Source organism: Lutibacter sp., from assembly GCF_013041805.1.
GTDB lineage: Bacteria > Bacteroidota > Bacteroidia > Flavobacteriales > Flavobacteriaceae > Lutibacter.
The window spans coordinates 1-21,101 of sequence record NZ_JABDRI010000065.1 but is presented as its reverse complement, the minus strand read 5'-3'; the positions used below and the strand labels follow the sequence as shown (position 1 = coordinate 21,101).

The 21,101-nt window shown below is 29.3% G+C and carries 21 protein-coding genes; 11 read left to right on the top strand and 10 right to left on the bottom strand.

Annotation, left to right across the window (positions count from 1 at the left end; translation table 11 throughout):
• Positions 1-3: 3 nt before the first annotated feature.
• The 3 genes from HKP59_RS08370 to HKP59_RS08360 form a co-directional block, all read right to left on the bottom strand.
• Positions 4-855, bottom strand: a complete 852-nt coding sequence (locus HKP59_RS08370; protein ID WP_291805619.1) for a molecular chaperone — start codon at positions 853-855, stop codon at positions 4-6.
• A gap of 81 nt (positions 856-936) precedes the next feature.
• Positions 937-1,464, bottom strand: coding sequence for a DUF4402 domain-containing protein (locus tag HKP59_RS08365; RefSeq protein ID WP_291805616.1), 528 nt, complete (start codon positions 1,462-1,464; stop codon positions 937-939).
• A 373-nt stretch (positions 1,465-1,837) separates the two neighbouring features.
• Positions 1,838-2,149: an isoamylase early set domain-containing protein gene (locus HKP59_RS08360; protein WP_291805613.1), complete on the bottom strand. Its 312-nt coding sequence runs from the start codon at positions 2,147-2,149 to the stop codon at positions 1,838-1,840.
• 231 nt (positions 2,150-2,380) lie between these two features.
• Here HKP59_RS08360 and HKP59_RS08355 point away from each other — a divergent pair, with 231 nt between their 5' ends.
• The 5 genes from HKP59_RS08355 (at position 2,381) to rlmB (ending at position 7,623) form a co-directional block, all read left to right on the top strand.
• Positions 2,381-2,866 (top strand): acetyl-CoA carboxylase biotin carboxyl carrier protein subunit, encoded by a 486-nt coding sequence (locus HKP59_RS08355; RefSeq protein WP_291805610.1) that lies wholly within the window; start codon positions 2,381-2,383, stop codon positions 2,864-2,866.
• A gap of 42 nt (positions 2,867-2,908) precedes the next feature.
• Positions 2,909-4,354: an acetyl-CoA carboxylase biotin carboxylase subunit gene (locus HKP59_RS08350; RefSeq protein ID WP_291805608.1), complete on the top strand. Its 1,446-nt coding sequence runs from the start codon at positions 2,909-2,911 to the stop codon at positions 4,352-4,354.
• 21 nt (positions 4,355-4,375) lie between these two features.
• On the top strand, positions 4,376-5,917 hold the full coding sequence (locus HKP59_RS08345; protein ID WP_291805606.1) for an acyl-CoA carboxylase subunit beta: 1,542 nt from the start codon (positions 4,376-4,378) through the stop codon (positions 5,915-5,917).
• Between the two features lie 137 nt (positions 5,918-6,054).
• On the top strand, positions 6,055-6,771 hold the full coding sequence (locus tag HKP59_RS08340) for a hypothetical protein (RefSeq protein ID WP_291805604.1): 717 nt from the start codon (positions 6,055-6,057) through the stop codon (positions 6,769-6,771).
• Positions 6,772-6,873: 102 nt separating this feature from the next.
• The gene (rlmB, locus tag HKP59_RS08335) at positions 6,874-7,623 is read left to right on the top strand and encodes a 23S rRNA (guanosine(2251)-2'-O)-methyltransferase RlmB (protein WP_291805602.1); all 750 of its coding nucleotides are present in this window, start codon (positions 6,874-6,876) and stop codon (positions 7,621-7,623) included.
• Positions 7,624-7,848: 225 nt separating this feature from the next.
• Here rlmB and HKP59_RS08330 read toward each other — a convergent pair whose 3' ends face one another.
• Positions 7,849-8,520, bottom strand: coding sequence for a rhomboid family intramembrane serine protease (locus HKP59_RS08330; RefSeq protein ID WP_291805599.1), 672 nt, complete (start codon positions 8,518-8,520; stop codon positions 7,849-7,851).
• A gap of 117 nt (positions 8,521-8,637) precedes the next feature.
• Here HKP59_RS08330 and HKP59_RS08325 point away from each other — a divergent pair, with 117 nt between their 5' ends.
• A complete protein-coding gene (locus HKP59_RS08325) occupies positions 8,638-9,912 on the top strand; it encodes a replication-associated recombination protein A (RefSeq protein WP_291805597.1) in 1,275 nt (424 codons plus the stop codon).
• Here HKP59_RS08325 and HKP59_RS08320 read toward each other — a convergent pair.
• Complete coding sequence (locus HKP59_RS08320) at positions 9,909-10,814, bottom strand: hypothetical protein (protein ID WP_291805595.1); 906 nt, start codon at positions 10,812-10,814, stop codon at positions 9,909-9,911. The genes HKP59_RS08325 and HKP59_RS08320 overlap by 4 nt on opposite strands.
• 252 nt (positions 10,815-11,066) lie before the next feature.
• Entirely contained in the window at positions 11,067-11,747 is a 681-nt protein-coding gene (locus HKP59_RS08315; RefSeq protein ID WP_291805591.1) for a YjjG family noncanonical pyrimidine nucleotidase, read from the bottom strand.
• 82 nt (positions 11,748-11,829) lie between these two features.
• Here HKP59_RS08315 and HKP59_RS08310 point away from each other — a divergent pair, with 82 nt between their 5' ends.
• From HKP59_RS08310 to HKP59_RS08300, 3 genes are read left to right on the top strand one after another with little or no spacing between them, the layout of a single operon-like run.
• Positions 11,830-12,285 (top strand): hypothetical protein, encoded by a 456-nt coding sequence (locus HKP59_RS08310; protein WP_291805587.1) that lies wholly within the window; start codon positions 11,830-11,832, stop codon positions 12,283-12,285.
• Positions 12,282-13,175, top strand: a complete 894-nt coding sequence (locus HKP59_RS08305; RefSeq protein ID WP_291805585.1) for a hypothetical protein — start codon at positions 12,282-12,284, stop codon at positions 13,173-13,175. Before HKP59_RS08310 ends, HKP59_RS08305 begins: the two co-directional genes overlap by 4 nt.
• Before the next feature lie 35 nt (positions 13,176-13,210).
• The gene (locus tag HKP59_RS08300) at positions 13,211-14,446 is read left to right on the top strand and encodes an oligosaccharide flippase family protein (protein WP_291805582.1); all 1,236 of its coding nucleotides are present in this window, start codon (positions 13,211-13,213) and stop codon (positions 14,444-14,446) included.
• On the opposite strand, the gene HKP59_RS08295 is transcribed toward HKP59_RS08300, so the two are convergent.
• The 3 genes from HKP59_RS08295 to radC all read right to left on the bottom strand — a co-directional run bounded on the left by HKP59_RS08295 (position 14,443) and on the right by radC (position 17,328).
• Entirely contained in the window at positions 14,443-15,315 is an 873-nt protein-coding gene (locus tag HKP59_RS08295) for a hypothetical protein (RefSeq protein WP_291805580.1), read from the bottom strand. The two genes, HKP59_RS08300 and HKP59_RS08295, sit on opposite strands and share 4 nt — an antisense overlap.
• 1 nt (position 15,316) lies before the next feature.
• A complete protein-coding gene (locus HKP59_RS08290; RefSeq protein WP_363289043.1) occupies positions 15,317-16,549 on the bottom strand; it encodes a polysaccharide deacetylase family protein in 1,233 nt (410 codons plus the stop codon).
• 80 nt (positions 16,550-16,629) lie between these two features.
• Complete coding sequence (gene radC, locus HKP59_RS08285; protein WP_291805576.1) at positions 16,630-17,328, bottom strand: DNA repair protein RadC; 699 nt, start codon at positions 17,326-17,328, stop codon at positions 16,630-16,632.
• Positions 17,329-17,385: 57 nt separating this feature from the next.
• Between radC and trkA the strand changes: the two genes are divergently transcribed.
• Both trkA and HKP59_RS08275 read left to right on the top strand, forming a co-directional pair.
• Positions 17,386-18,732, top strand: coding sequence for a Trk system potassium transporter TrkA (trkA, locus tag HKP59_RS08280; RefSeq protein ID WP_291805573.1), 1,347 nt, complete (start codon positions 17,386-17,388; stop codon positions 18,730-18,732).
• A gap of 3 nt (positions 18,733-18,735) precedes the next feature.
• Entirely contained in the window at positions 18,736-20,235 is a 1,500-nt protein-coding gene (locus tag HKP59_RS08275) for a potassium transporter TrkG (RefSeq protein WP_291805571.1), read from the top strand.
• Positions 20,236-20,474: 239 nt separating this feature from the next.
• Here the strand turns inward: HKP59_RS08275 and HKP59_RS08270 are convergent.
• On the bottom strand, positions 20,475-21,101 hold a 627-nt coding region (locus HKP59_RS08270), incomplete at its 5' end, for a cyanophycin synthetase (RefSeq protein WP_291805568.1).

Sequence of the window (21,101 nt, the reverse complement as noted above, 5' to 3'; positions counted from 1 at the left end):
AGGTTACAATGATAAATTAGCTTCTGTAAGTATTTTTTTGCTTTCGTTTTCGGTAAAAACTACGTTAAATGTCCCACCTTCAAAATTAACGGCTTCAGGTTCCTCTAATTTAATTTTTACAATTCTTAAGTTTCCTGGAGTATACACACCAACACCCTTCATTTTAGCAACTTCATACACTTTATTGGTTGGAGTGATATAGTTGATGGTAACATCACCATAGGCAGACATATTTCCATTGCGGTTTAAATGAAATTGCATACCATAAGAGTTGTTCTCAAGTGCAATCAATTGTATATCTGAAATAGAAACAGTAGTTGTGTTTACGCCTTTCCTAACAATACAAGGAATGGAAATCCCAAAAATAGGCTTCAATTTTACTGCAATCGTAGAATCTTTTGTTTTAGCGGTTTCACCTAATGGCGCCTTTTTTTCCGCAGCTCTAAAATATAAATGAGAACGGTATTCCCCATCTGCTAGGCCTTTGGCATTTCTTAACTGTACTTTTACAATTTGAGATTCATTAGGAGCTAAGGTTACCTTTCGTGGAAAAAAACGAACATTAGAAGATGCAAAATTTAGTCCTTCTTCAGCTTCAGTAATTTTTTTCATCTGCCCTGTTGAAGTCATTTTATATTCAACAAATGAAATGTTGTAAACAGCAGTGTCCTTGCCTGTATTTGCTAATGTTAATTTATGAATATTTTTACGTCCTTCAAATACTAACCGCTTTGGATAAATTAATAAGTCTCCTTGCGCAAATGCAGAAGGTATTAAAGAAAATAAGAAGAGTATCATTAGCAAGTATTTAACCATACTTGTAATGTAAAATGAATCTTTTTTACGTGTCCCCATATTTTGATTCAATTTAAGGTTATACAAAAAAACAACTCAAACACTTTATATTTAAGTGCTTGAGTTGAAATATAAAAAGTATTAATTGTATGCTATTGTTACATCAAACGTACCAACATAATCTCCAGGTGTTTGATCACTTGCAACTTGTAAAGTTGCACCTATTGTTATCGTATCCGCTCCTGAAGCATCAAGAGTTCCATCAGCATCTGCATCATTATCTGTTGCAGTAAGAACGGTAAATGTTTTCAATAACATTGGGTCAGTACCCTCAGTAATAGATACTGTATCATCTGCAGGCAAGGTAATAGCATATGTATATGCAGCCTCACCAGCAACTGTAAAAATTGCAGGCTGTATTGTACCTAACTGTGTTCCAGACTCCATTGCTGCTAAAATAGTTCTTGCTCCATTAGTTGCCACTGTAACATCACCAGCGCCTTTAATAACATCACCAAACATCAAATCTTGGCCAGCAGTAATAGCAATTGGAGCAATAATTGTACATCTTGCATTATTTGTTGCAGAAGCAGTTGTCTGCGCTTGTAAATTGTTTGAAAGTCCAGCTATCATCCCGACAGCGATAAGACTAAGTACTAGTTTTTTCATAAGGGTTTAATGTTAAATTGGTATTGATTAATTTTTATTAAATTCTAAATTTTACCATAAATGTATTATATAATACTCAATAAAAAGGTGACAAAAGTCAGTTAATGGGAAAATTATGTAGTATTTCGTTAATAAAATACCTAAAAAAGCTAATAAATGGATATTTTAATTTGTAAAAGTCAATTATTTTTTAATACAAAAATTATTGATAATACAATAATAATATAGTTACATAACTTGTATAATTTTACAAAAATAGCTTTTATAAATAATATGAAAGCACAAAAAAAGGATTGCAAAATTGCAATCCTTTTTTAAATTTTATAATTTCTAATTAAACTATAAAAATTATATAAAATTAACTTGTAGAATTTTATAATACTATTACTGAATTTTCTTCAGCGTCTATACCATTATTTACATATTTATCAGCACTTTCATCATTGATCCATATTTCACCGTCTAATAAATACTTAAATTGGTATTCTTTTTCAATAGGTAAATCAATCATCACTTTAAAATTACCATTTTTTAATTTTACTAAATTAATAGGCTCTGCGGTATTCCAATTGTTAAATTCACCTAATAAATCTACTCTACTTGCACCATTTACAGCATCTTTACTTACTAGAAAAGTTACTTTACAAACAGGTTTACTTTTTAAATATTGTTTTTTAAAGCTCATACTATTGTTTTTAAATTTATATTACAAATGTACATTGAAAAGTAAATACAATATACAACTCTATTTCCATATTAATATGCTATATTAACCCAAAAATAGAAAATTTATAATTACCGGTTAATTAGGTTTGAGCATTTAAAAATATATGCTATTACTATTTTATTACTATGAAAATTAATATCTTTAGGTAATCAAAAACTTAATCATTTAATTGCTTGAATTTTACATATTATGAATCAGAACTATACTCTAAAAGTAAATGAAACTTTTGATTTTAACTTCACAAGTTCCGATACTAAAAAATTAGATGTTTTAAAACTATCAACCTCTAAATTTCACGTAATAAACAATAGCAAATCATTCCATATACAAGTGCTAAGTTCCAATTTTCTTAAAAAGGAATATACCTTACGTGTAAATTCAAACAATTATACTGTTAAAATTTCTAATGAATTAGATACACTTATTAAAGAAATGGGATTCTCACTGGGTTCTGCTAAAATAGCAAACGATATTAAAGCACCCATGCCTGGTTTAATTTTATCCATTAATGTAAAAGTTGGACAACAAGTTAAAGAAGGTGAATCTTTATTAATTTTGGAAGCTATGAAAATGGAAAATTCAATTGGTTCACCTAAAGATGGTATCGTAAAATCCATTCAAGTTAAAAATGGCAAAACTGTTGAAAAGGGAACACTTCTAATTGAGTTAGAATAAACCCACTTACCTACTAAATTACTTATTTTAAAATCTCTTAAAATGAAAAAAATATTAATTGCAAATCGCGGTGAAATTGCTATTAGAGTTATGAAAACTGCGCAAAAAATGGGTATTAAAACAGTTGCTGTTTATTCTGAGGCTGATAGAAATGCACCCCATGTGAGGTTTGCTGACGAAGCCATTTATATTGGTGAAGCTCCATCAAATAAATCGTATTTGTTGGGTGAAAAAATTATTGAAGAAGCTAAAAAACTTCTTGTTGATGGCATTCATCCAGGCTATGGCTTTTTAAGTGAAAATGCAGACTTCGCTGAATTATGCGAAAAAAATAATCTCATTTTTATTGGGCCTAAATCTAAATCTATTCGAATGATGGGTGATAAATTAGCTGCGAAAGATGCGGTGAAAGATTATAATATCCCAATGGTTCCTGGAGTTGACCGAGCAGTTACTGATCCTATTGAAGCCGCAACAATTGCAAGAGAGATTGGTTTTCCAATTCTTATAAAAGCCTCTGCCGGTGGTGGTGGAAAAGGAATGCGAATTGTTGAAAATGAAAAAGATGTTGAAGAACAAATGAAACGCGCCATAAGCGAAGCAACTTCTGCATTTGGCGATGGTTCTGTTTTTGTTGAAAAATATATTACTTCCCCTAGACATATTGAAATTCAAGTACTTGCCGACAGCTTTGGAAAAGTATTACATTTTTTTGAGCGAGAATGTAGCATTCAACGTAGACACCAAAAAGTTGTAGAAGAAGCACCTTCATCCATTCTCACGCCAGCATTAAGAGCAAAAATGGGAGAAGCAGCAATTAAAGTGGCTAAATCTTGTGATTACTTGGGAGCAGGTACTGTTGAATTTTTAGTTGATAAAGATTTAAATTTCTATTTCTTAGAAATGAACACACGATTACAAGTAGAACATCCAGTTACCGAATTAATTTCAGGAGTAGATTTGGTTGAATTACAAATTAAAATTGCACGTGGAGAAGCTATTTCAATTGAACAAGAAGACTTAAAAATAAATGGTCACGCATTAGAACTTCGCGTTTATGCTGAAGACCCAATGAATAATTTCTTACCAAGTGTAGGTTTTTTAAGTACCTATAAAATACCTGTTGGTGAAGGTATTAGAGTTGATGATGGATTTGAAGAAGGAATGGATATTCCAATTTATTACGACCCGATGCTCTCCAAATTAATTACTTATGGAAAAACGCGTGAAGAAGCTATCCAATTAATGATTAAAGCCATCGATGCTTACAAAGTTGAAGGTGCAAAAACAACCTTGCCATTTGGTAAATTTGTTTGTGAACATGAAGCGTTTAAATCTGGAAATTTCGACACTCATTTTGTTAAAAATTATTATACGCCTGAAAAACTTCAAAAGGGATTGGATGAAGAAGCTGAACTAGCAGCTTTAATTGCTCTAAAATTATACATTGAAGATCAACAAAAACTAAGAGTTCCTGATTCTAACTAATCATCAAATAAATTCAATACTATGGATTCAAAAATTGAAAAATTACAAAAAAGAATTGCATTAGCACATTTAGGTGGTGGAGAAGAACGAATTAAAAAACAACACGCCAAGAAAAAACTAACAGCACGCGAACGTATTAATTATTTACTAGATGAAGGTTCATTTGAAGAAATGGGTATGTTGGTTACGCATAGAACAACTGACTTTGGTATGGAAAATCAAATTTATTTTGGTGATGGTGTTGTTACTGGATATGGAACTATACAAGATAGATTAGTGTATGTATTCGCGCAAGATTTTACTGTTTTTGGTGGTGCATTGTCAGAAACTCACGCAGAGAAGATTTGTAAAATTATGGATCAAGCCTTAAAAGTTGGAGCTCCTTGTATTGGCTTAAACGATTCTGGTGGTGCAAGAATTCAAGAAGGTGTAAGATCACTAGGAGGTTACGCAGATATTTTTTATCGAAATGTGCAAGCTTCAGGCGTAATACCACAGCTTTCAGCAATTATGGGACCTTGTGCAGGTGGTGCCGTTTACTCTCCTGCAATGACCGATTTTACTTTAATGGTAGAAGATACAAGTTATATGTTTGTAACTGGTCCTAATGTTGTGAAAACTGTTACGAATGAAGAAGTAACGGCTGAAGAATTAGGCGGTGCTACTACCCATTCTACAAAATCTGGAGTTACACATATCACATCTGCTAATGATATTCAATGTTTGGAAGATGTAAAAAGTTTATTGAGCTATATCCCTCAAAACAATAGAGAAACCACAAAAAAATTACCTTATACAATTGGCGATGAACTTCGCTTAGCTCTAGAAACTATCATTCCTAAAAATACGAACAAACCTTATGATATGCACAAGGTTATAAATGGAATTATAGATAAAAATTCATTCTTTGAAATTCATAAAGATTTCGCTGAAAATATTATTGTTGGTTTTGCCCGATTAGCTGGTAGAAGCATTGGTATTATTGCAAATCAACCTATGGTTTTAGCTGGTTGTTTAGATGTAAACAGCTCGGTGAAAGCGGCTCGATTTACTCGTTTTTGTGATACCTTTAATATTCCATTATTGGTATTGGTTGATGTTCCTGGATTTTTACCTGGAACAGATCAAGAATGGAATGCGATTATTACCAACGGTGCTAAATTGCTCTATGCACTAAGTGAAGCTACTGTGCCAAGAATTACAGTAATTACACGTAAAGCGTATGGCGGTGCTTATGATGTTATGAATTCTAAACATATAGGCGCCGATATGAATTTTGCTTGGCCAACTGCTGAAATAGCTGTTATGGGTGCAAAAGGTGCTGCAGAAATTATTTTTAAAAATGAAATAAAAGCGGCCAAAAATCCTATTGAAAAATGGAAAGAAAAAGAAACTGAATATGCGGATAAATTTGCAGATCCATTCAGAGCAGCAAGGCGTGGCTTTATTGATGAGGTTATTTACCCAAAAAATACACGTAGAAAATTAATAAAAGCATTTCAAATGCTAGAAGGTAAAGAAGTAAATAGGCCTAAAAGAAAACATGGAAATATTCCGTTATAAAACTTCAAAGTAAAAACGATGTCATAAAAATGAATCATTTTGCATTCATTTAATTAATAACTACCGAATTCATAGACCTAATATTTTTATTATTTCTATGAATTCGGTAGTTTTGGCGTCTTAAAAAATATTAGTTTATGAAAAAATTCTATTTTATACTAGCCATTTTTACAACATCAATTTCTTTCTCACAACAAATGCAGGCTGGACGTATGTCGGCTCAAACAGAAAGACAATTCTTAGATATTATTAATAAATCGAGAAATACTGTTACATTAAAAGATAGTGAAATAGTAGGAACTAAATATTTTAACGAAAATTTCGTACCTGGAAAAATAGCGCAAAACAATGTGGAGTTTTCTAAAGAATTTCAATTACGCTACAATGCATATGCTGATCAAATTGAAGTTAATAATGGCGTAGATATTGATGTGCTCGCTAAGGATTCTTCTATTAGTTGTACCATCGGAGAGCAACAATATAGCTATTTACCATACAAAGAAGCAAATAATGACTTTTCTAAAATGGGCTACCTTACCATTCTTTTTGAAGGTGAAAACCTTCAACTTTATAAAAGAGAAGTTAAAATTTTTAAGGAAGGTAGAAAAGCTAGAACAAGTTTAACAACATCAATTCCTCCAAAATTAGTTGATTTTGAGCATTTCGTTATCTCACAAAATAATGAAACTCCTTCAATCATTAAGTTAAAAGAAAAAGTTCTATTAAATTTATTTCCCGAAGAACTTCGTCCTAAACTGAAACAATATTTAAAAGAAAATAAATTAAAATTGAAAAATAAAAGCGACTTGATATCTTTTATTGCTCATTGTGATAATTTAATTTCAAAATCATAAGTAATACGTTTCCATTCTATTTAAATCTTAGGTATTTAAAATTCCTTTTTAATATAATTCGGATTGAAATCAAAAAACAAAAAAAATACATAGGTTTGCAGTATGGAAAATGAAGTTTCAAAAATATTTGGTATAAGAGCGGTTATAGAGGCTATTAATGCTGGTAAAACAATCAGTAAAGTTTATTTGCAGAAAGATTTAAGTGGCCACTTATTTTCTGAATTAAATACCCTAATTAAAAAAAATAACATTGCAACTAGTCATGTTCCAATTGAAAAATTAAACAGACTTTCTAAAAATAGCAATCACCAAGGTGTTGCAGCACAAATCTCCCCTATTGAATTTGCTGATTTAGATACCTTAATTACTGCAACATTAGAAAAATCAAAAGCTCCGTTGTTCTTACTTTTAGATCAAATTTCTGACGTACGCAATTTTGGAGCCATTATTAGAACAGCCGAATGTACGGGTGTGGATGGAATAGTAATACAAAAACAAGGGAATGCACCTATAAGTGCTGATACTGTTAAAACGTCAGCCGGTGCAGCTTTTAAAATTCCTATTTGTAAAGTTGACCATTTAAAAGATGCTATTTTTCAATTTCAGGCAGCAGATATTCAGCTCGTTGCTGCTACGGAAAAAACAGAACAATTAATTTACGACATAGATTTATCAATACCCACTGCGATTGTAATGGGTTCAGAAGATAGAGGTATCAATCCTTCTATTTTAAAAATTGTAAACCATAAAGCAAAACTGCCTTTGTTAGGTGAAATTGCATCGTTAAATGTTTCTGTAGCTTGTGGCGCTTTTTTATATGAAGCAACTAGACAACGTTTGAAAAATAGTTAATTATTGTAAAAGGTTCGTCTCTTATAAGAAACATCCTGAACACTAGTTTTTTTTAATTTTTTATTGTTGCCTAACTTTTAAAATTTATTGCCCGACAAATTTTATTTATTGCCCAACTTTTAAAATATATTGCCCAACAAAATTTATTTATTGCCCAACTTTTTCAGCATATCAATCAGCAAACAAAATCAGTTCCCTTTTTTACAGTAAAAATTAAAATTCAGACTACTCATTATTATCAATTGGTTCTTCGATAGGTGGATTAAAATTGCCATTTTCATCAAAAAGCTGTTCAAATTCTTCATTTTCAGAAAAAATAAATTGCTCTGGCTGAGGGCCTTGTTTACGAAAAATAAATGCAAAAGCTAAACCAACTAAAAAACCTGCTAAATGGCCTTCCCATGAAATACGCTCTTGGGTTGGAAAAATATACCAAACCATACTTCCATATAAAAAAACAACCACTAATGATAGTGCAATTAGCCGATAATATTTACGAATAATTCCACTAAAGAAAATAAAACTAACTAATAAATAAACAATTCCACTTGCACCAATATGATAGGATGGTCTTCCTAATAACCAAGTCAATAATCCTGTTACTAATAAACCAGCAATAAGCACTCTATTTGCTATTTTTCCATAGAAATAATACAAAGCTGACAGCATTACAAAAAGCGGTACTGAATTATTTATTAAATGGCTAGTATCACTATGAATAAAAGGTGAGCATAAAATTCCTCTTAGCCCAACAAACGATTTTGGATAAATGCCATATTTATTTAAATTAAATCCAAAAGTAATTTCAAGGTAATAGATAAACCAAATCAAAAAAATAGCACCAGCAGGAACTGCAATTACGCGAGAATTAAATTTAAAATTGGTTTCATCCATCATTTGTATACTTTTCAACTTGATTTCAAATATAAGTCCAAATAGTTGGTTTCGGAAATATTGTCAGAAACAAAGTATTGAATTTAAATTAGCTTCTAAATTATTTCTTATTTTTACCCTATGAACGAGCCATTAGCAGAACGCATACGACCAAAAACATTGGACGATTATATTAGTCAACAACATTTGGTTGGTAAAAATGGTGCGCTAACTCAGCATATAAAAAGAGGTGTTATTCCTTCTTTATTATTTTGGGGACCTCCAGGTATTGGAAAAACAACTTTAGCAAATATTATTGCCAAAGAATCTCAACGCCCTTTTTATACACTTAGTGCTATTAGTTCAGGCGTTAAAGATGTTAGAGATATTATTGCAAAAGCCAAACAAAGTGGTGGCTTATTTACTTCAAAAAATCCTATTTTATTTATTGATGAAATTCATAGATTTAGTAAATCTCAGCAAGATTCATTATTAGGAGCTGTTGAAAAAGGTTGGGTAACGTTAATTGGTGCAACTACAGAGAATCCAAGCTTTGAAGTTATTCCTGCACTGTTATCTCGTTGTCAGGTATATATTTTAAATTCTTTCAATAAAACTGATTTAGAAGAATTATTAGAACGGGCTTTAAAAACAGATGCAATCATTTCACAAAAAAAAGTAATTATAAAAGAAACGGAAGCATTATTAAGAGTATCAGGCGGAGATGCTCGGAAACTGTTGAATATATTTGAATTGGTTGTGAATTCTGAAGACGAACCTATAACAATCACCAATGAGCTAGTTCTTCAAAAAATTCAAAAAAATACTGTTTTATATGATAAAACTGGAGAACAACATTATGACATTGTTTCAGCATTCATTAAATCAATTAGAGGAAGTGACCCAAATGGAGCTATATATTGGCTAGCACGTATGATTGAAGGTGGTGAAGATGCCAAATTTATTGCTAGACGATTGCTTATTTTAGCTTCGGAAGATATTGGAAATGCAAATCCAACTGCACTCATTTTGGCTAATAACACATTTCAAGCAGTGAATACGATTGGCTTCCCTGAATCTCGAATTATTTTAAGTCAATGTGCTGTTTATTTAGCAAGTTCACCAAAAAGTAATGCTTCTTATGAAGCTATTGGAAAAGCACAAGCATTAGTAAAAGAAACTGGAGATTTATCCGTACCATTACATCTAAGAAATGCACCTACAAAATTAATGAAAGAATTAGATTATGGGAAAAATTATAAGTATGCCCATAACTATGAAAATAATTTCACAATTGAAGAATTTTTACCCAAAGAATTGGCTAATACAAAATTGTACGAACCTGGTAATAACACTCGAGAGAATAGTATTCGCGACTTTTTAAAAAGGCTATGGAAAAATAAGTATAACTATTAATTGACCCTTATATACGTTCTTACTCCATTCTCACTGTCAACCTTTAAATTTCCATCACTATCAATTTGTAGCAATTGAGGTTGTTTATAAGCCTGCCACTTGATAATAAAAATTGCAGGATTTGATGTTTTATAAATGGTAGCAAATTCAAAATTTTCATCTCCACCTCGAACAAGGTACATCTCTCCCTCTTTTGAAATGGTACTTATGCCCCATTTATCAAAATTAAACTTTCCTTCAACCGTTTTAATAGTAACTTTTTTAATAGGTTTTACAGTAGTTGAATTTATGTCTTCTTCAACTTTATAGACAACCTTGGTCTTTTTTTCTTTTATTGCCTTAGGCTCTTTTTCAGACTTTTCAATTTTGACATCCTTTTGAACTTCTGGAGCTTTAACAATTGTTGTTTTAGCAGCCACTTGCGCTTTCACTTTTGTTTCTTTAACAATTCGTTTTTGAGTGCTATTTTCATCATAAACATAGTTGATCTCATCAAATCCTTCAAAGGCATTTCGCAATGCTTCATGATAACCACGTTTAAAATCTTTTTCTTTAGAAACCCCTTCCTTTGAAACATAAATTTTATTATTCTCGCAATCACGCAATGCTATATTTATTTTGGTTTTGAATAAACTCGGGATACTTTTAACATCTACTTTTAAGCCTAAACAATTATTACTTGCCAAATCAATTGGATATTTGTCGTTTTCAGATAAAACAATAAAGTCTGATTTCTCAAACAAAAATTTAGTAAGTGAATTTAACTGATATTCATCTTCAAACTTTAAAAAATCATATTTATTAGGTACTACGATATATTTATAATTATTCAAATTAGTTTGAGCCACCAATAGTGAACTATAAAATAATAGTAAGAAACTTATTGAGATAGATTTATTCATGTTCTTAGTTTTTTTGATTGTTTAGAATGTACATTATCAAATGTAATGATAAATTTTCTGAGGAGTTATTAAATTTATTATTTGGAAATCAAATTACCTTTGCTTACCGTTTGTTTTTTAATTGTGGCACAGACAATATTAACAATTGAATTTATATCATTTATAATAATTAAATAAATCATTCAAATACAGTAACCCTATATTTATTTCAATTATTTTTTAATTGTTATGTGCCCAAGGGATTATCCAGTACTACAAATATTGTTTTAGTTCTAGTAACTGATTTACGCTTTTTATGTTTGCTCCTACTGGTTGTTTTTCATAATTGAAATAAATAGCATCTATTCCGTTATTAATAGCTCCCATAACATCGGCCTCCCAATTATCTCCAATCATAATTGATTCTTTTGATGTTGCTTGTGCTGCATCTAAAGCAAAATTAAAAATAATTGGATTTGGTTTTTTTACACCAGCATCTTCTGAAGTTATTATTTTATCAAAATATTTACTTAAGCCTGAATTATCTAATTTTTTATATTGCACTTCATTAAAACCATTGGTAATAATATGTAATTTATATCTAGGAAACAGATGCTCTAAGATTTCATGAGCCCCATCAAAAAGTTGATTGTTATTTGGCAACACCTCAATATATTCAATAGATAAATTATCTATCAGCTGATTATCAAATGTTTGCTTAATTTTTACAAATGTATCTCTTAATCTTCCAACTCTTAATTCTTCTTTGGTAATTTGTTCGTTTCTGTACAATTTCCAATAATTCTGATTGATACCTCTATAATAGCTCAGAAATTTTTGAAGATCCACTCCTACCTCATATTTTTTAAAAATAGTTTCAAAAGCAATATCTGAATTTGCTTCAAAATCCCAAAGAGTATGATCTAAATCGAAAAATATATGTTTTATTTTCATTTAGTAAAAATATAAATTTATTAAACACTCAAAAGTTTTATAGTGTTTATATTTGTTAAGTAAAATTAATTTTTTTGATTAAATGAATAATAGATATAAGTTAATAGTTACTCAAGTCTTATTTTTCATCTCTATCCTTTTGTCCGTTTTATCATATGTTAATACAAAAAAAGGAGGGACAGAAGTATATCCTTTTTTTTATTGGAAACTTTACACTCAACCATTAGGGAGTAATTTAATTCATAAAGATTATAGAATTTATGGTGTGAATAAATTTAATGATACTGTTAGAATTCCCAATATTGGATATAAATACTTTAATCAAGATGACTATTATTATTTTGTAACAATTGAAGCAAATAAAGTAATTAATCATCAAATAGATATTAATAAACACAAAAAACGACTTTTTGAATTTGGCAAGAGCATTGCTCCCGGGTTTAATGAATATTTAATAATCCAAGAAAAGTATAAGGTTTTTGAAATATCTAAAAATTCTAATCAATTTGAAAAACATTTTATATCAACGTCAAAATGAATTTTAAATTTAGACTTATTAATCAACTTGAAAATGAAAAATATATTTATGATTATTCATTTGCCGATATTTTATTAAGAGTTTTTTCAATAGCCTGGATTGGACATGTTATTTATTCTTATAAACAAAATTTAGAAAGACCACTTGAATTGTTTGAACCTATAATTTGGATTCAAAGCTACCTTTCTCCAAACTTACCATCACAACCTTTATTTTATTGTATTGCCTCTAATGCTATTCTTTTATGCATTCACACTATTTTTAATAAAAAAATAATTTTTCGAGTTTTTTTATTTTTACTTCTTATATGGCTAAATGCTCTTAAATGGAATTATAATTTCTTTTCTCATGTGGGTCACTTATTTTTACTTGCGCACCTTTTTACATTATTTATTCCTCCAACTACTATTAAAGAATTAAACTCAACTCTGAAAATAAAGCAGTTTTCATATTCAATTAGATGGGCTTATGCTGGTGTTTTAATTACATATTCAATGGCCGGTTTTTGGAAATATTTAGCATTATTTTCTAAATTAGTCTTATACCCTACCGAAATAAATTGGTTAAGTGAGCGTGCTGCTAAGCTTAATGCAATAGTTAGCGCGAGGCTTTGGGATGAAACTGTTTCAAATTTTATGCTCAACTTTTATAATGTTCCTTGGTTTTGGCAAATTGGAACACTCGTAATTTTTACTGCACAATTATTTGCTATTCTAGGGGCTTTTAACAAAAGGATATCCTATTTTATTTTAATAATGTTAGTGCTATTTCATTTTTATAATTTATTGTTTATTAATACTCATTTTTACGCTGCTGTAGTTGTATTATTAATTTTATTATTCCCTTATCATCTATTAGATTATAAGAATTATAGACAAATTAAATTATAGAATTCTATATATTTAAAATAATGAACTTGAAACTAATGAAAACACCTTTATCATATTTTCAAAAAAATATTTTATTAATGTTTAAAGGAACATTTTTAGCAAAAGTTATTGGAGTAGTTGGATCTGTTATTTTAGCAAAAATATATGGTTCTGAAGCATTTGGCTTTTTTGGAGTATTTCTTAGCACTTCTACCTTTTTAGCACTTCTTAATACATTGCAATTAGATTATAGTATTGTTACGACTAAAAATAAAGAAGAAAGCATGAATTTAATGAATTCTCTATTCGTTATAACTTTTATTATATCTTCTTTATCCTTTTTAATTTATTATGTTTTTTTAGAATTTTTATTATTTAATTCGTATTCTTTTTCATTAATATTTGTATCTATTTTTGCTTCAATTATTCTCTCTTTTAATAAAATTCACGAGTCGCATTTTACATATATTAAAAATTTTAAATCAATTTCTTTTGCGAAAATAATAGTAACTTCTTTTACTATTATTTTTCAAATTTTTTTATACAATTATTTCAGGCTTATGGGTTTGATATATGGAAATCTAATTTCATTAACTTTAGTTAGCACTTATTACTTTTTGATTAATAAAAATATGAATCCTATTAATTTTAAAAGACTCCTAAAAACTATAAAACATAATAATAGCATTTTAAAATATATGCTACCATCTTCTTTAATAAATAGCATAGCTCTGAACTTAATTCCAATTTTAATTGCTTCTCTATTCAATATAGTTGAATATGGAATTTACTATTTAAGTTTAAAAATATTAAGTGTTCCTCTTTTTCTTATTACATCTTCTGTTTCACAAGTATACTATGAAAAATCAGCTAAAATGTATCAACGCTCTAAAGAAAAACTATACAAATTAACTAAAAGAATAGTTTTAATTAACATGATTATTATGCTTATTTATTTGGCATTTATTAATACGATTGGCATATATTTATTAGAACTTATTTTTAATAAAAATTGGGATAATTTAAGAATATTCACTTATATTTTATCCTTTATTGTTCTCGCTCGTACTTCATTTAATCCAATAAGTGATATAGTTGTAATACTCAATAAAAATTATATTAGCTTACTGTTTAATATATATTTATTAATTGTCAATATTTTTGCAATTTTTATAGGGTATAGATTTAATAATTTAATTTATTCTATTACAATTATTTCTATTTTAGGAGGTGTTGGCTATTTTATTAATTTATTTTATTTTTTAAGTAGATTAAAAGAGTTCGAAAATTAGAAAATATCTGTTTTCTTCATATACAAGTAATAGTTTTCTTTAATAGCTCCAAAACTTTTATAAAAATCTGCAACTCCCTCAATCATAGACCCTTCAAAATCAAAAATATAATTAGTCTCAGAATGTTGTTTTATTAATTCTGAAATTATAAGTGTAGGTAAACTACTACTTTTCGCTTTATTATTTGCTGTAGGTAACAAATATGTTACTCTATTTTCATCTTTTAACCAAACTAAACTTGCAATTAGTTTTTCATTATCTCGAATTCCCCAAATTTGAACTGATTCATTTTTTAAATTTAAAAACGACTTTATGATAATTATTTGATTTTTATTTAATTGATAATTTTTAGATTCATTTAAATAAAAATCCAGAAATTCATTACAACTAATTTCTTCATCTATTTTATAATCTTTTAATAGTGCTTTTTTTAAATCTCTTTTTCTATTCTTATTAAACCCCATATAAATATCCTCATAATGTTTATTCAAAGGCAAAATATAATTATCTCTTTTTGTTGTTTTTAAAAAGCTAACATCATTATCTGAATTAAACTGAATAGTTACTTTCTTAAACTTTTTTGGAATTAAATTTATAAATCCCTTCATTAAACTAGCTTCAATTTTATCTTTTGAAAATACACCTAATTGTTGAGTCCAAGCAGGTGGATACACATATTTAATGAAATATTTACTTCGCCAAGGTAACGGCATTACAGCTTCATAATCATTAAAAATCAATGCATCCCAATTATCAGCAACACAATCTAAATACCAACTGTATGCATAGATTCGAGAATTTAAAGCCGATTGAATACACTGGTTGTATTTTTCCTCATCTAATTCTTGTCTTTTAACATAGTGAATCATACTAATCTAAAACCGTCGTTTTATAAATAGTGTTCCATCCTTTCCAAACTTCATTTTCACTCAAAGTTTCATTATGAAATAAGGAGATGAAAGTTCCATTCACATTTTTAACTGCTTGTTTTAATTCCAGAATTTTTTGTAAGCTTTGTTCGGGTGAAAGATTCATATAATCTTTTAAAGTAACATCCATAAAAGCAAATGGAAATATTTTTAATGGAGTCTGAATTTCAAAATCTAAATCGTAAAAGTAAAAAGGTGTGCAGGTGCTTGCTCTAAACCCAACGGTTTTTGCATATCCCATGCTATAATCTTGTTCTAAATCTAAGTCTATTAAATTTTGATATGTTTCTGGAATACTTAAACGTAAATAATGTTGCCTAGAAAATGTTATCGGAGTATTGATAATAGTTTCCAATCGTAGTTTTTCTTTCTTTAATTTTTCAATATTCTTCAGTGTAAAATAAGATGGATGCAATCCAATACTCGCATAGTCTGCTACCGATTTAATTAAAGACTTAAATTTATTATTTGATGATGAAATGTTTTTGTCAAATGTTGTATAATCACCTATTAAAAAGAAGAATAGAGTTGATACTTTATATTCCTTCTTAATTTTTAAAAGCTCATTAAATGTATCAAATTCATCTTTTTTAAAGTTAAAAACTGTTAGCAATCTATTCCAGAACTTTAAAAATCTAAATTGTAACATGTCCTTTAAAAAACCTCCAACCGTTCTCACAATTCCTTTATTTTTATAAGCAAAAGCAGCATCAACATCAATAGTTGAAATAATGTTAAAATCTCTCGTTTGATAAGTGTAATTTGGAAATTTATCTTTTAATGCTTCTAACAACTTATACACCCAAATATCTATAACCGGCTGTTCTATAAAATTATTTTTTACAGCTAAACTTTCTTCGGCAGGAAACCGCTCATGAATATCTTGCACATGAGGTAAATATTCTTCATATCTGCTAATTAAATAAAACCCTGCAGCAAAAATATCAAACGGAATGCTCGATTTTTCACCTGCTGCAAAAAAACAAGGAACATCATCCCATTGCGAAATTTGAATATCAATATCATTAATTCCTTGTTCAAATAACAAATCGTTGCTTCTTATAAAAAACTCAGTTCCTAAAGGAGTTTTTGAATACGTAATTTTGGGTCCATTATGTGCAACAAACTCATCAACCTTTGTAGTGAACGCAAGAGGTATTTGTAATATTCTCACAAAATAATGCTTAAATATATAGCTAAGTCGTGGTGTGATTTTATGAGTATATACTAATAGCATTTTATTACATATTGCTTTTATAAAATATTTTCATCGGCAAAGCTAAAGTACGCATTTTCTGTAATAATTAAGTGATCTAGTACTTTTATATCCAATGTTTCACCAGCCTGTTTCAATTTATTGGTAATGGATATATCAGCATTACTAGCTTGCAGTTTTCCTGATGGATGGTTATGACACAATATAACGGCCGTAGCATTAAGTTCAATCGCTTTTTTAAACACAAGTCTTACATCAACCAAAGTTCCAGTTAATCCACCTTTACTTAGTTGCTCTTTAAACAATACCTTGTTAGAATTATTTAAACAAATAACCCAAAATTCTTCATGCTGAAGTTCTCCAATTAAAGGTTGCATAAAATTAAAAACAGCCTTACTCGATGTTATTTTTGGTAATTCTAATGCCTCTTCCAATCGCCTTCGCCTACCTAATTCTAACGCCGTAATAATTGAAATTGCTTTTGCTTCACCAATCCCTTTAAACTTTATTAAATCTAAAACTGTTAATTTACCAAGGGTATTTAAATTATTATTTATAGAAGCTAAAATTCTTTTTGCTAAAGCTACAGCACTCTCATCTCTATTTCCAGAACCAATTAAAATAGCAATTAACTCAGCATCTGATAGTGCAACTTTTCCCTTTAACAACATTTTTTCTCGTGGCCTATCATCTTCAGCCCATGACTTTATAGAAGTCACTTTATTTTCATAACTCATTTTGCAATTTTTTTATCAAAGATAAGAGTAATATATTTGTTGCAAATATTTCAACATATGAAAATTATTATTGTTGGAGCCGGAGATGTTGGGTTTCACTTATCTAAGCTACTTTCTTTTGAATCTCAAGATATTTATCTTATTGATATGGATGCTGAAAAACTTGAATATGCAAGTAGCCATATTGATGTTATTACTATAAAAGGTGACGCAACCTCTGTAGCGCTATTAAGAGAAGTTAAAATTGAAAATGCTGATATTTTTCTAGCGGTTACAGAATCTCAAAACACCAATTTTACACTTGCCGTTATTGCAAAAAAATTAGGTGCTAAAAAAACCATAGCACGTATTTCCAACCATGAATTTTCACAGACAACTGAAATTGACTTTTCTGAAATAGGGATTGATAATATGATCTCTCCGGGTGAGTTAGCTGCTCATGAGATTAAAATGTTGTTAAATCAGTCCGCTTTTAATGACACTATTGAGTTTGAAAATGGGACGTTAAATATTTTAGGTAGTACATTAGAATATAATTCTCCATTAATTAATTTAACCGTTCAGGAAGCTCGTGAACGCTTTTCAGATGTTGAATTTATTACTATAGCTATTAAGCCCGAAAAAAGTGGTGAAACAATTATTCCTAGAGGGAATACAGTTTATCGTGCGAATGATCAAATTTATTTTTCAACACCCAAAGATAGCATAAAAAAACTCTACAGATTAATGGGTAAAACCCAATTTGGCCTAAAAGATATTATGATTTTAGGAGCGAGTAAAATTGGAGTAAAAGCAGCAAGAAATTTATGCGGAGGTGATTTTAATGTTAAATTAATTGAAATTGATAAAGAAAGAGCAAAAGATGTTGCTGAAAAATTACCTAATGCATTAATAATTAAAGGTGACGGTAGAAATGTTGAACTTTTAGAAGAAGAGAACATTGCTCAAATGGATGCATTTGTAGCTGTAACAGGGAACTCTGAAACCAACATTATGTCTTGCCTTGTTGCTAAATCTAAAGGGGTTAAAAAAACGATTGCCTTAGTTGAAAATATGGATTATATCAATATTTCTCAAACTATTGGAATTGATACCTTAATAAATAAAAAATTATTAGCAGCAAGTGCTATTTTTAAACATGTAAGAAAAGGAGAAGTATTAAAATTGGCCAACTTACATAATGTCGATGCTGAAGTTTTAGAGTTTAGAGTTAAAGAAAACTCTCCTGTAACAAAAAAGCTTGTAAAAGATATTAAATTAACAAAAGATGGAGTATTTGCTGGTGTAATTAGAGATGGAATCGCGATGATGACATTTGGTGATTTTCAAATATTAGCTGGTGACAAAGCCGTTGTTTTTTGCCTACCCGAAGCTATTACTAAGGTTGAAAAATTATTTAATTAGCAAATGAAGCATCTTAATATTAAAATTATAATAAGCTTTTTAGGTCTAACCTCTATGCTAAATGGTTTATTTATGTTAGCCGCGGTTCCGTTTAGCATATACTATAACGAAACTGAAAAATGGGGCATTTTAAGTGCTGGCTTAACTACCATTCTCTTAGGTTTTTTATTATGGTTTTTTAATAGAAACGCTAAAAAAAACTTACAAAAAAAGGAAGGCTATTTAATTGTTACTTTAGGATGGTTAATGCTAACATTTACAGGCACATTACCTTATGTTTTTACAGATTCAATACCAAGTTATACCGATGCCTTTTTTGAAACTTTATCTGGGTATTCAACCACAGGATCATCTATTTTAAACGATATTGAAATAATGCCAAAAGGAATTTTATTTTGGCGAAGTGCAACCCATTGGATTGGTGGAATGGGAATTATTGTTTTAACTGTTGCTATTTTACCTCTTTTAGGAATTGGAGGAATGCAATTATTTATGGCCGAAGCACCTGGTCCTTCAGCAGATAAAATGCATCCTAGAATTACTGAAACTGCTAAAAGGCTTTGGCTTATTTATTTTCTATTGACATTTACTGAATTTTTTCTACTAAAATTTGCTGGAATGAACTGGTTTGATGCTATAAATCATGCAATGGCAACTATGAGTACAGGTGGATTTTCAACTAAAAATGCAAGTGTAGCACATTGGAATGGATCTCCTCTTATTCAATATATTATAATCGCTTTTATGTTAATTGCAGGTACTAACTTTGTATTAACTTACTTCGCATTAAAAGGAAAGATTGGTAAAGTTTTTAAAAGTGAAGAGTTCAAATATTACTTTTTTGGAATTATTGGTTTAACCCTTTTAATTAGCTTTTTAATTGTAAACTATCAAGATCCTAATTTATCAACTACTATTAATCACCCTAAACCTTGGGGTGAAGTAGAAAGTGCATTTAGACATGCCGCATTCCAAGTAACCTCAGTACTTACAACAACTGGTTTTGTTAGTGCTGATTTTACCATGTGGAATTCATTTGCAACTATGCTTATGTTTTCGCTCTTTTTTATTGGTGGATCTGCAGGATCAACCAGTGGAGGTATTAAAATTGTGCGACATATTGTAATGATTAAAAATAGTTTTTATGAATTTAAAAAATTATTACACCCAAATGCAATAATTCCTGTTAGGTATGACGGTAGTGGTGTTCCAAAAAACATTATTTATAATATTTTGGCATTCTTTATTATGTATATGCTAATTTTTATTTTGAGCTCTATTATTTTAACTTTTTTTGGATTAGATTTTCAATCTGCCATCGGTGCTGCAGCTTCGTCGTTAGGTAATATTGGTCCCGCAATAGGTTCTGTTAGTCCGGTTGATAATTATGCACATTTATCAATCCCTGCGAAATGGTTTTGTTCATTTTTAATGCTTATTGGAAGGCTAGAATTGTTTACTGTTTTAATTTTATTAACTCCATTTTTTTGGAATAAAAATTAACATTCTTACTTAGGAAAAAAAATTACTTTAATAACGGACAACCACAATTTCTGCAAATGTGCTCATCTTAATAATAGTCACATAAAAGAAAATCTTAGCATTCAATTTTCGCCAATTCCTTAAGTAAATTCTAGGTTTGAAAATAAAAAAACATTTGGAATAATCCCATTATTTTTTCATTTGGCATAGGATTAGTGTTCATTTCAAAAAAATGGAATACTTATAAAAAAGCAGAAAAATTAAATTAACTCTTTAAATTTATTAAAATCTATTCCTCCATAATTTCCTGAGCTCATTAATAATATTGCTGTATTATTAAAATTTTGATCAAACAAATAAGTTCTAAATTCTTCAGCATTTGTGAATACAATTAAATCATCCCTTTCAAAAGCATCTTTAATTTGATTTGAAGATACATTTTCAAGTCGTTTTATCTCAACTGCTTTTGGAGAATAAAATACAACTGCTTTGTCTGCACTATCTAATGCGCCTTTATACTCTTTCAAAAATTCAGCATTTAAACTACTATATGTGTGTAGTTCTAAACAAGCAATAACTTTTCTGTTCTTATATTGATTTTTTACTGCTTTTGTTGTTGCTTCAACTTTACTTGGTGAATGCGCAAAATCTTTAAAAACTACTGTGGAGTCATTTTCCATAATTTTTTCTAGTCGCTTACTTGCGCCTTTGAAAGTAGAAATAGCTTCATAAAATTCATCTTCATCGATTCCCATATGCTGGCAAATCCATTTTGCTCCTGCTAAATTTTGTAAATTATGTTTTCCAAAAATTTCTAAAGGCATTTCTCCTAAAGACGTTTCTAACAATGTAATACCGTTTTCTATTCGATAATTTGGAGTTTTATA

Excerpts from the sequence above, each read along its gene's own strand:
- HKP59_RS08370 (WP_291805619.1), bottom strand. The coding sequence starts at position 855 with ATGGGGACACGTAAAAAAGATTCATTTTACATTACAAGTATGGTTAAA.
- HKP59_RS08365 (WP_291805616.1), bottom strand. The coding sequence starts at position 1,464 with ATGAAAAAACTAGTACTTAGTCTTATCGCTGTCGGGATGATAGCTGGA.
- HKP59_RS08360 (WP_291805613.1), bottom strand. The coding sequence starts at position 2,149 with ATGAGCTTTAAAAAACAATATTTAAAAAGTAAACCTGTTTGTAAAGTA.
- HKP59_RS08355 (WP_291805610.1), top strand. The coding sequence starts at position 2,381 with ATGAATCAGAACTATACTCTAAAAGTAAATGAAACTTTTGATTTTAAC.
- HKP59_RS08350 (WP_291805608.1), top strand. The coding sequence starts at position 2,909 with ATGAAAAAAATATTAATTGCAAATCGCGGTGAAATTGCTATTAGAGTT.
- HKP59_RS08345 (WP_291805606.1), top strand. The coding sequence starts at position 4,376 with ATGGATTCAAAAATTGAAAAATTACAAAAAAGAATTGCATTAGCACAT.
- HKP59_RS08340 (WP_291805604.1), top strand. The coding sequence starts at position 6,055 with ATGAAAAAATTCTATTTTATACTAGCCATTTTTACAACATCAATTTCT.
- rlmB (WP_291805602.1), top strand. The coding sequence starts at position 6,874 with ATGGAAAATGAAGTTTCAAAAATATTTGGTATAAGAGCGGTTATAGAG.
- HKP59_RS08330 (WP_291805599.1), bottom strand. The coding sequence starts at position 8,520 with ATGATGGATGAAACCAATTTTAAATTTAATTCTCGCGTAATTGCAGTT.
- HKP59_RS08325 (WP_291805597.1), top strand. The coding sequence starts at position 8,638 with ATGAACGAGCCATTAGCAGAACGCATACGACCAAAAACATTGGACGAT.
- HKP59_RS08320 (WP_291805595.1), bottom strand. The coding sequence starts at position 10,814 with ATGAATAAATCTATCTCAATAAGTTTCTTACTATTATTTTATAGTTCA.
- HKP59_RS08315 (WP_291805591.1), bottom strand. The coding sequence starts at position 11,747 with ATGAAAATAAAACATATATTTTTCGATTTAGATCATACTCTTTGGGAT.
- HKP59_RS08310 (WP_291805587.1), top strand. The coding sequence starts at position 11,830 with ATGAATAATAGATATAAGTTAATAGTTACTCAAGTCTTATTTTTCATC.
- HKP59_RS08305 (WP_291805585.1), top strand. The coding sequence starts at position 12,282 with ATGAATTTTAAATTTAGACTTATTAATCAACTTGAAAATGAAAAATAT.
- HKP59_RS08300 (WP_291805582.1), top strand. The coding sequence starts at position 13,211 with ATGAAAACACCTTTATCATATTTTCAAAAAAATATTTTATTAATGTTT.
- HKP59_RS08295 (WP_291805580.1), bottom strand. The coding sequence starts at position 15,315 with ATGATTCACTATGTTAAAAGACAAGAATTAGATGAGGAAAAATACAAC.
- radC (WP_291805576.1), bottom strand. The coding sequence starts at position 17,328 with ATGAGTTATGAAAATAAAGTGACTTCTATAAAGTCATGGGCTGAAGAT.
- trkA (WP_291805573.1), top strand. The coding sequence starts at position 17,386 with ATGAAAATTATTATTGTTGGAGCCGGAGATGTTGGGTTTCACTTATCT.
- HKP59_RS08275 (WP_291805571.1), top strand. The coding sequence starts at position 18,736 with ATGAAGCATCTTAATATTAAAATTATAATAAGCTTTTTAGGTCTAACC.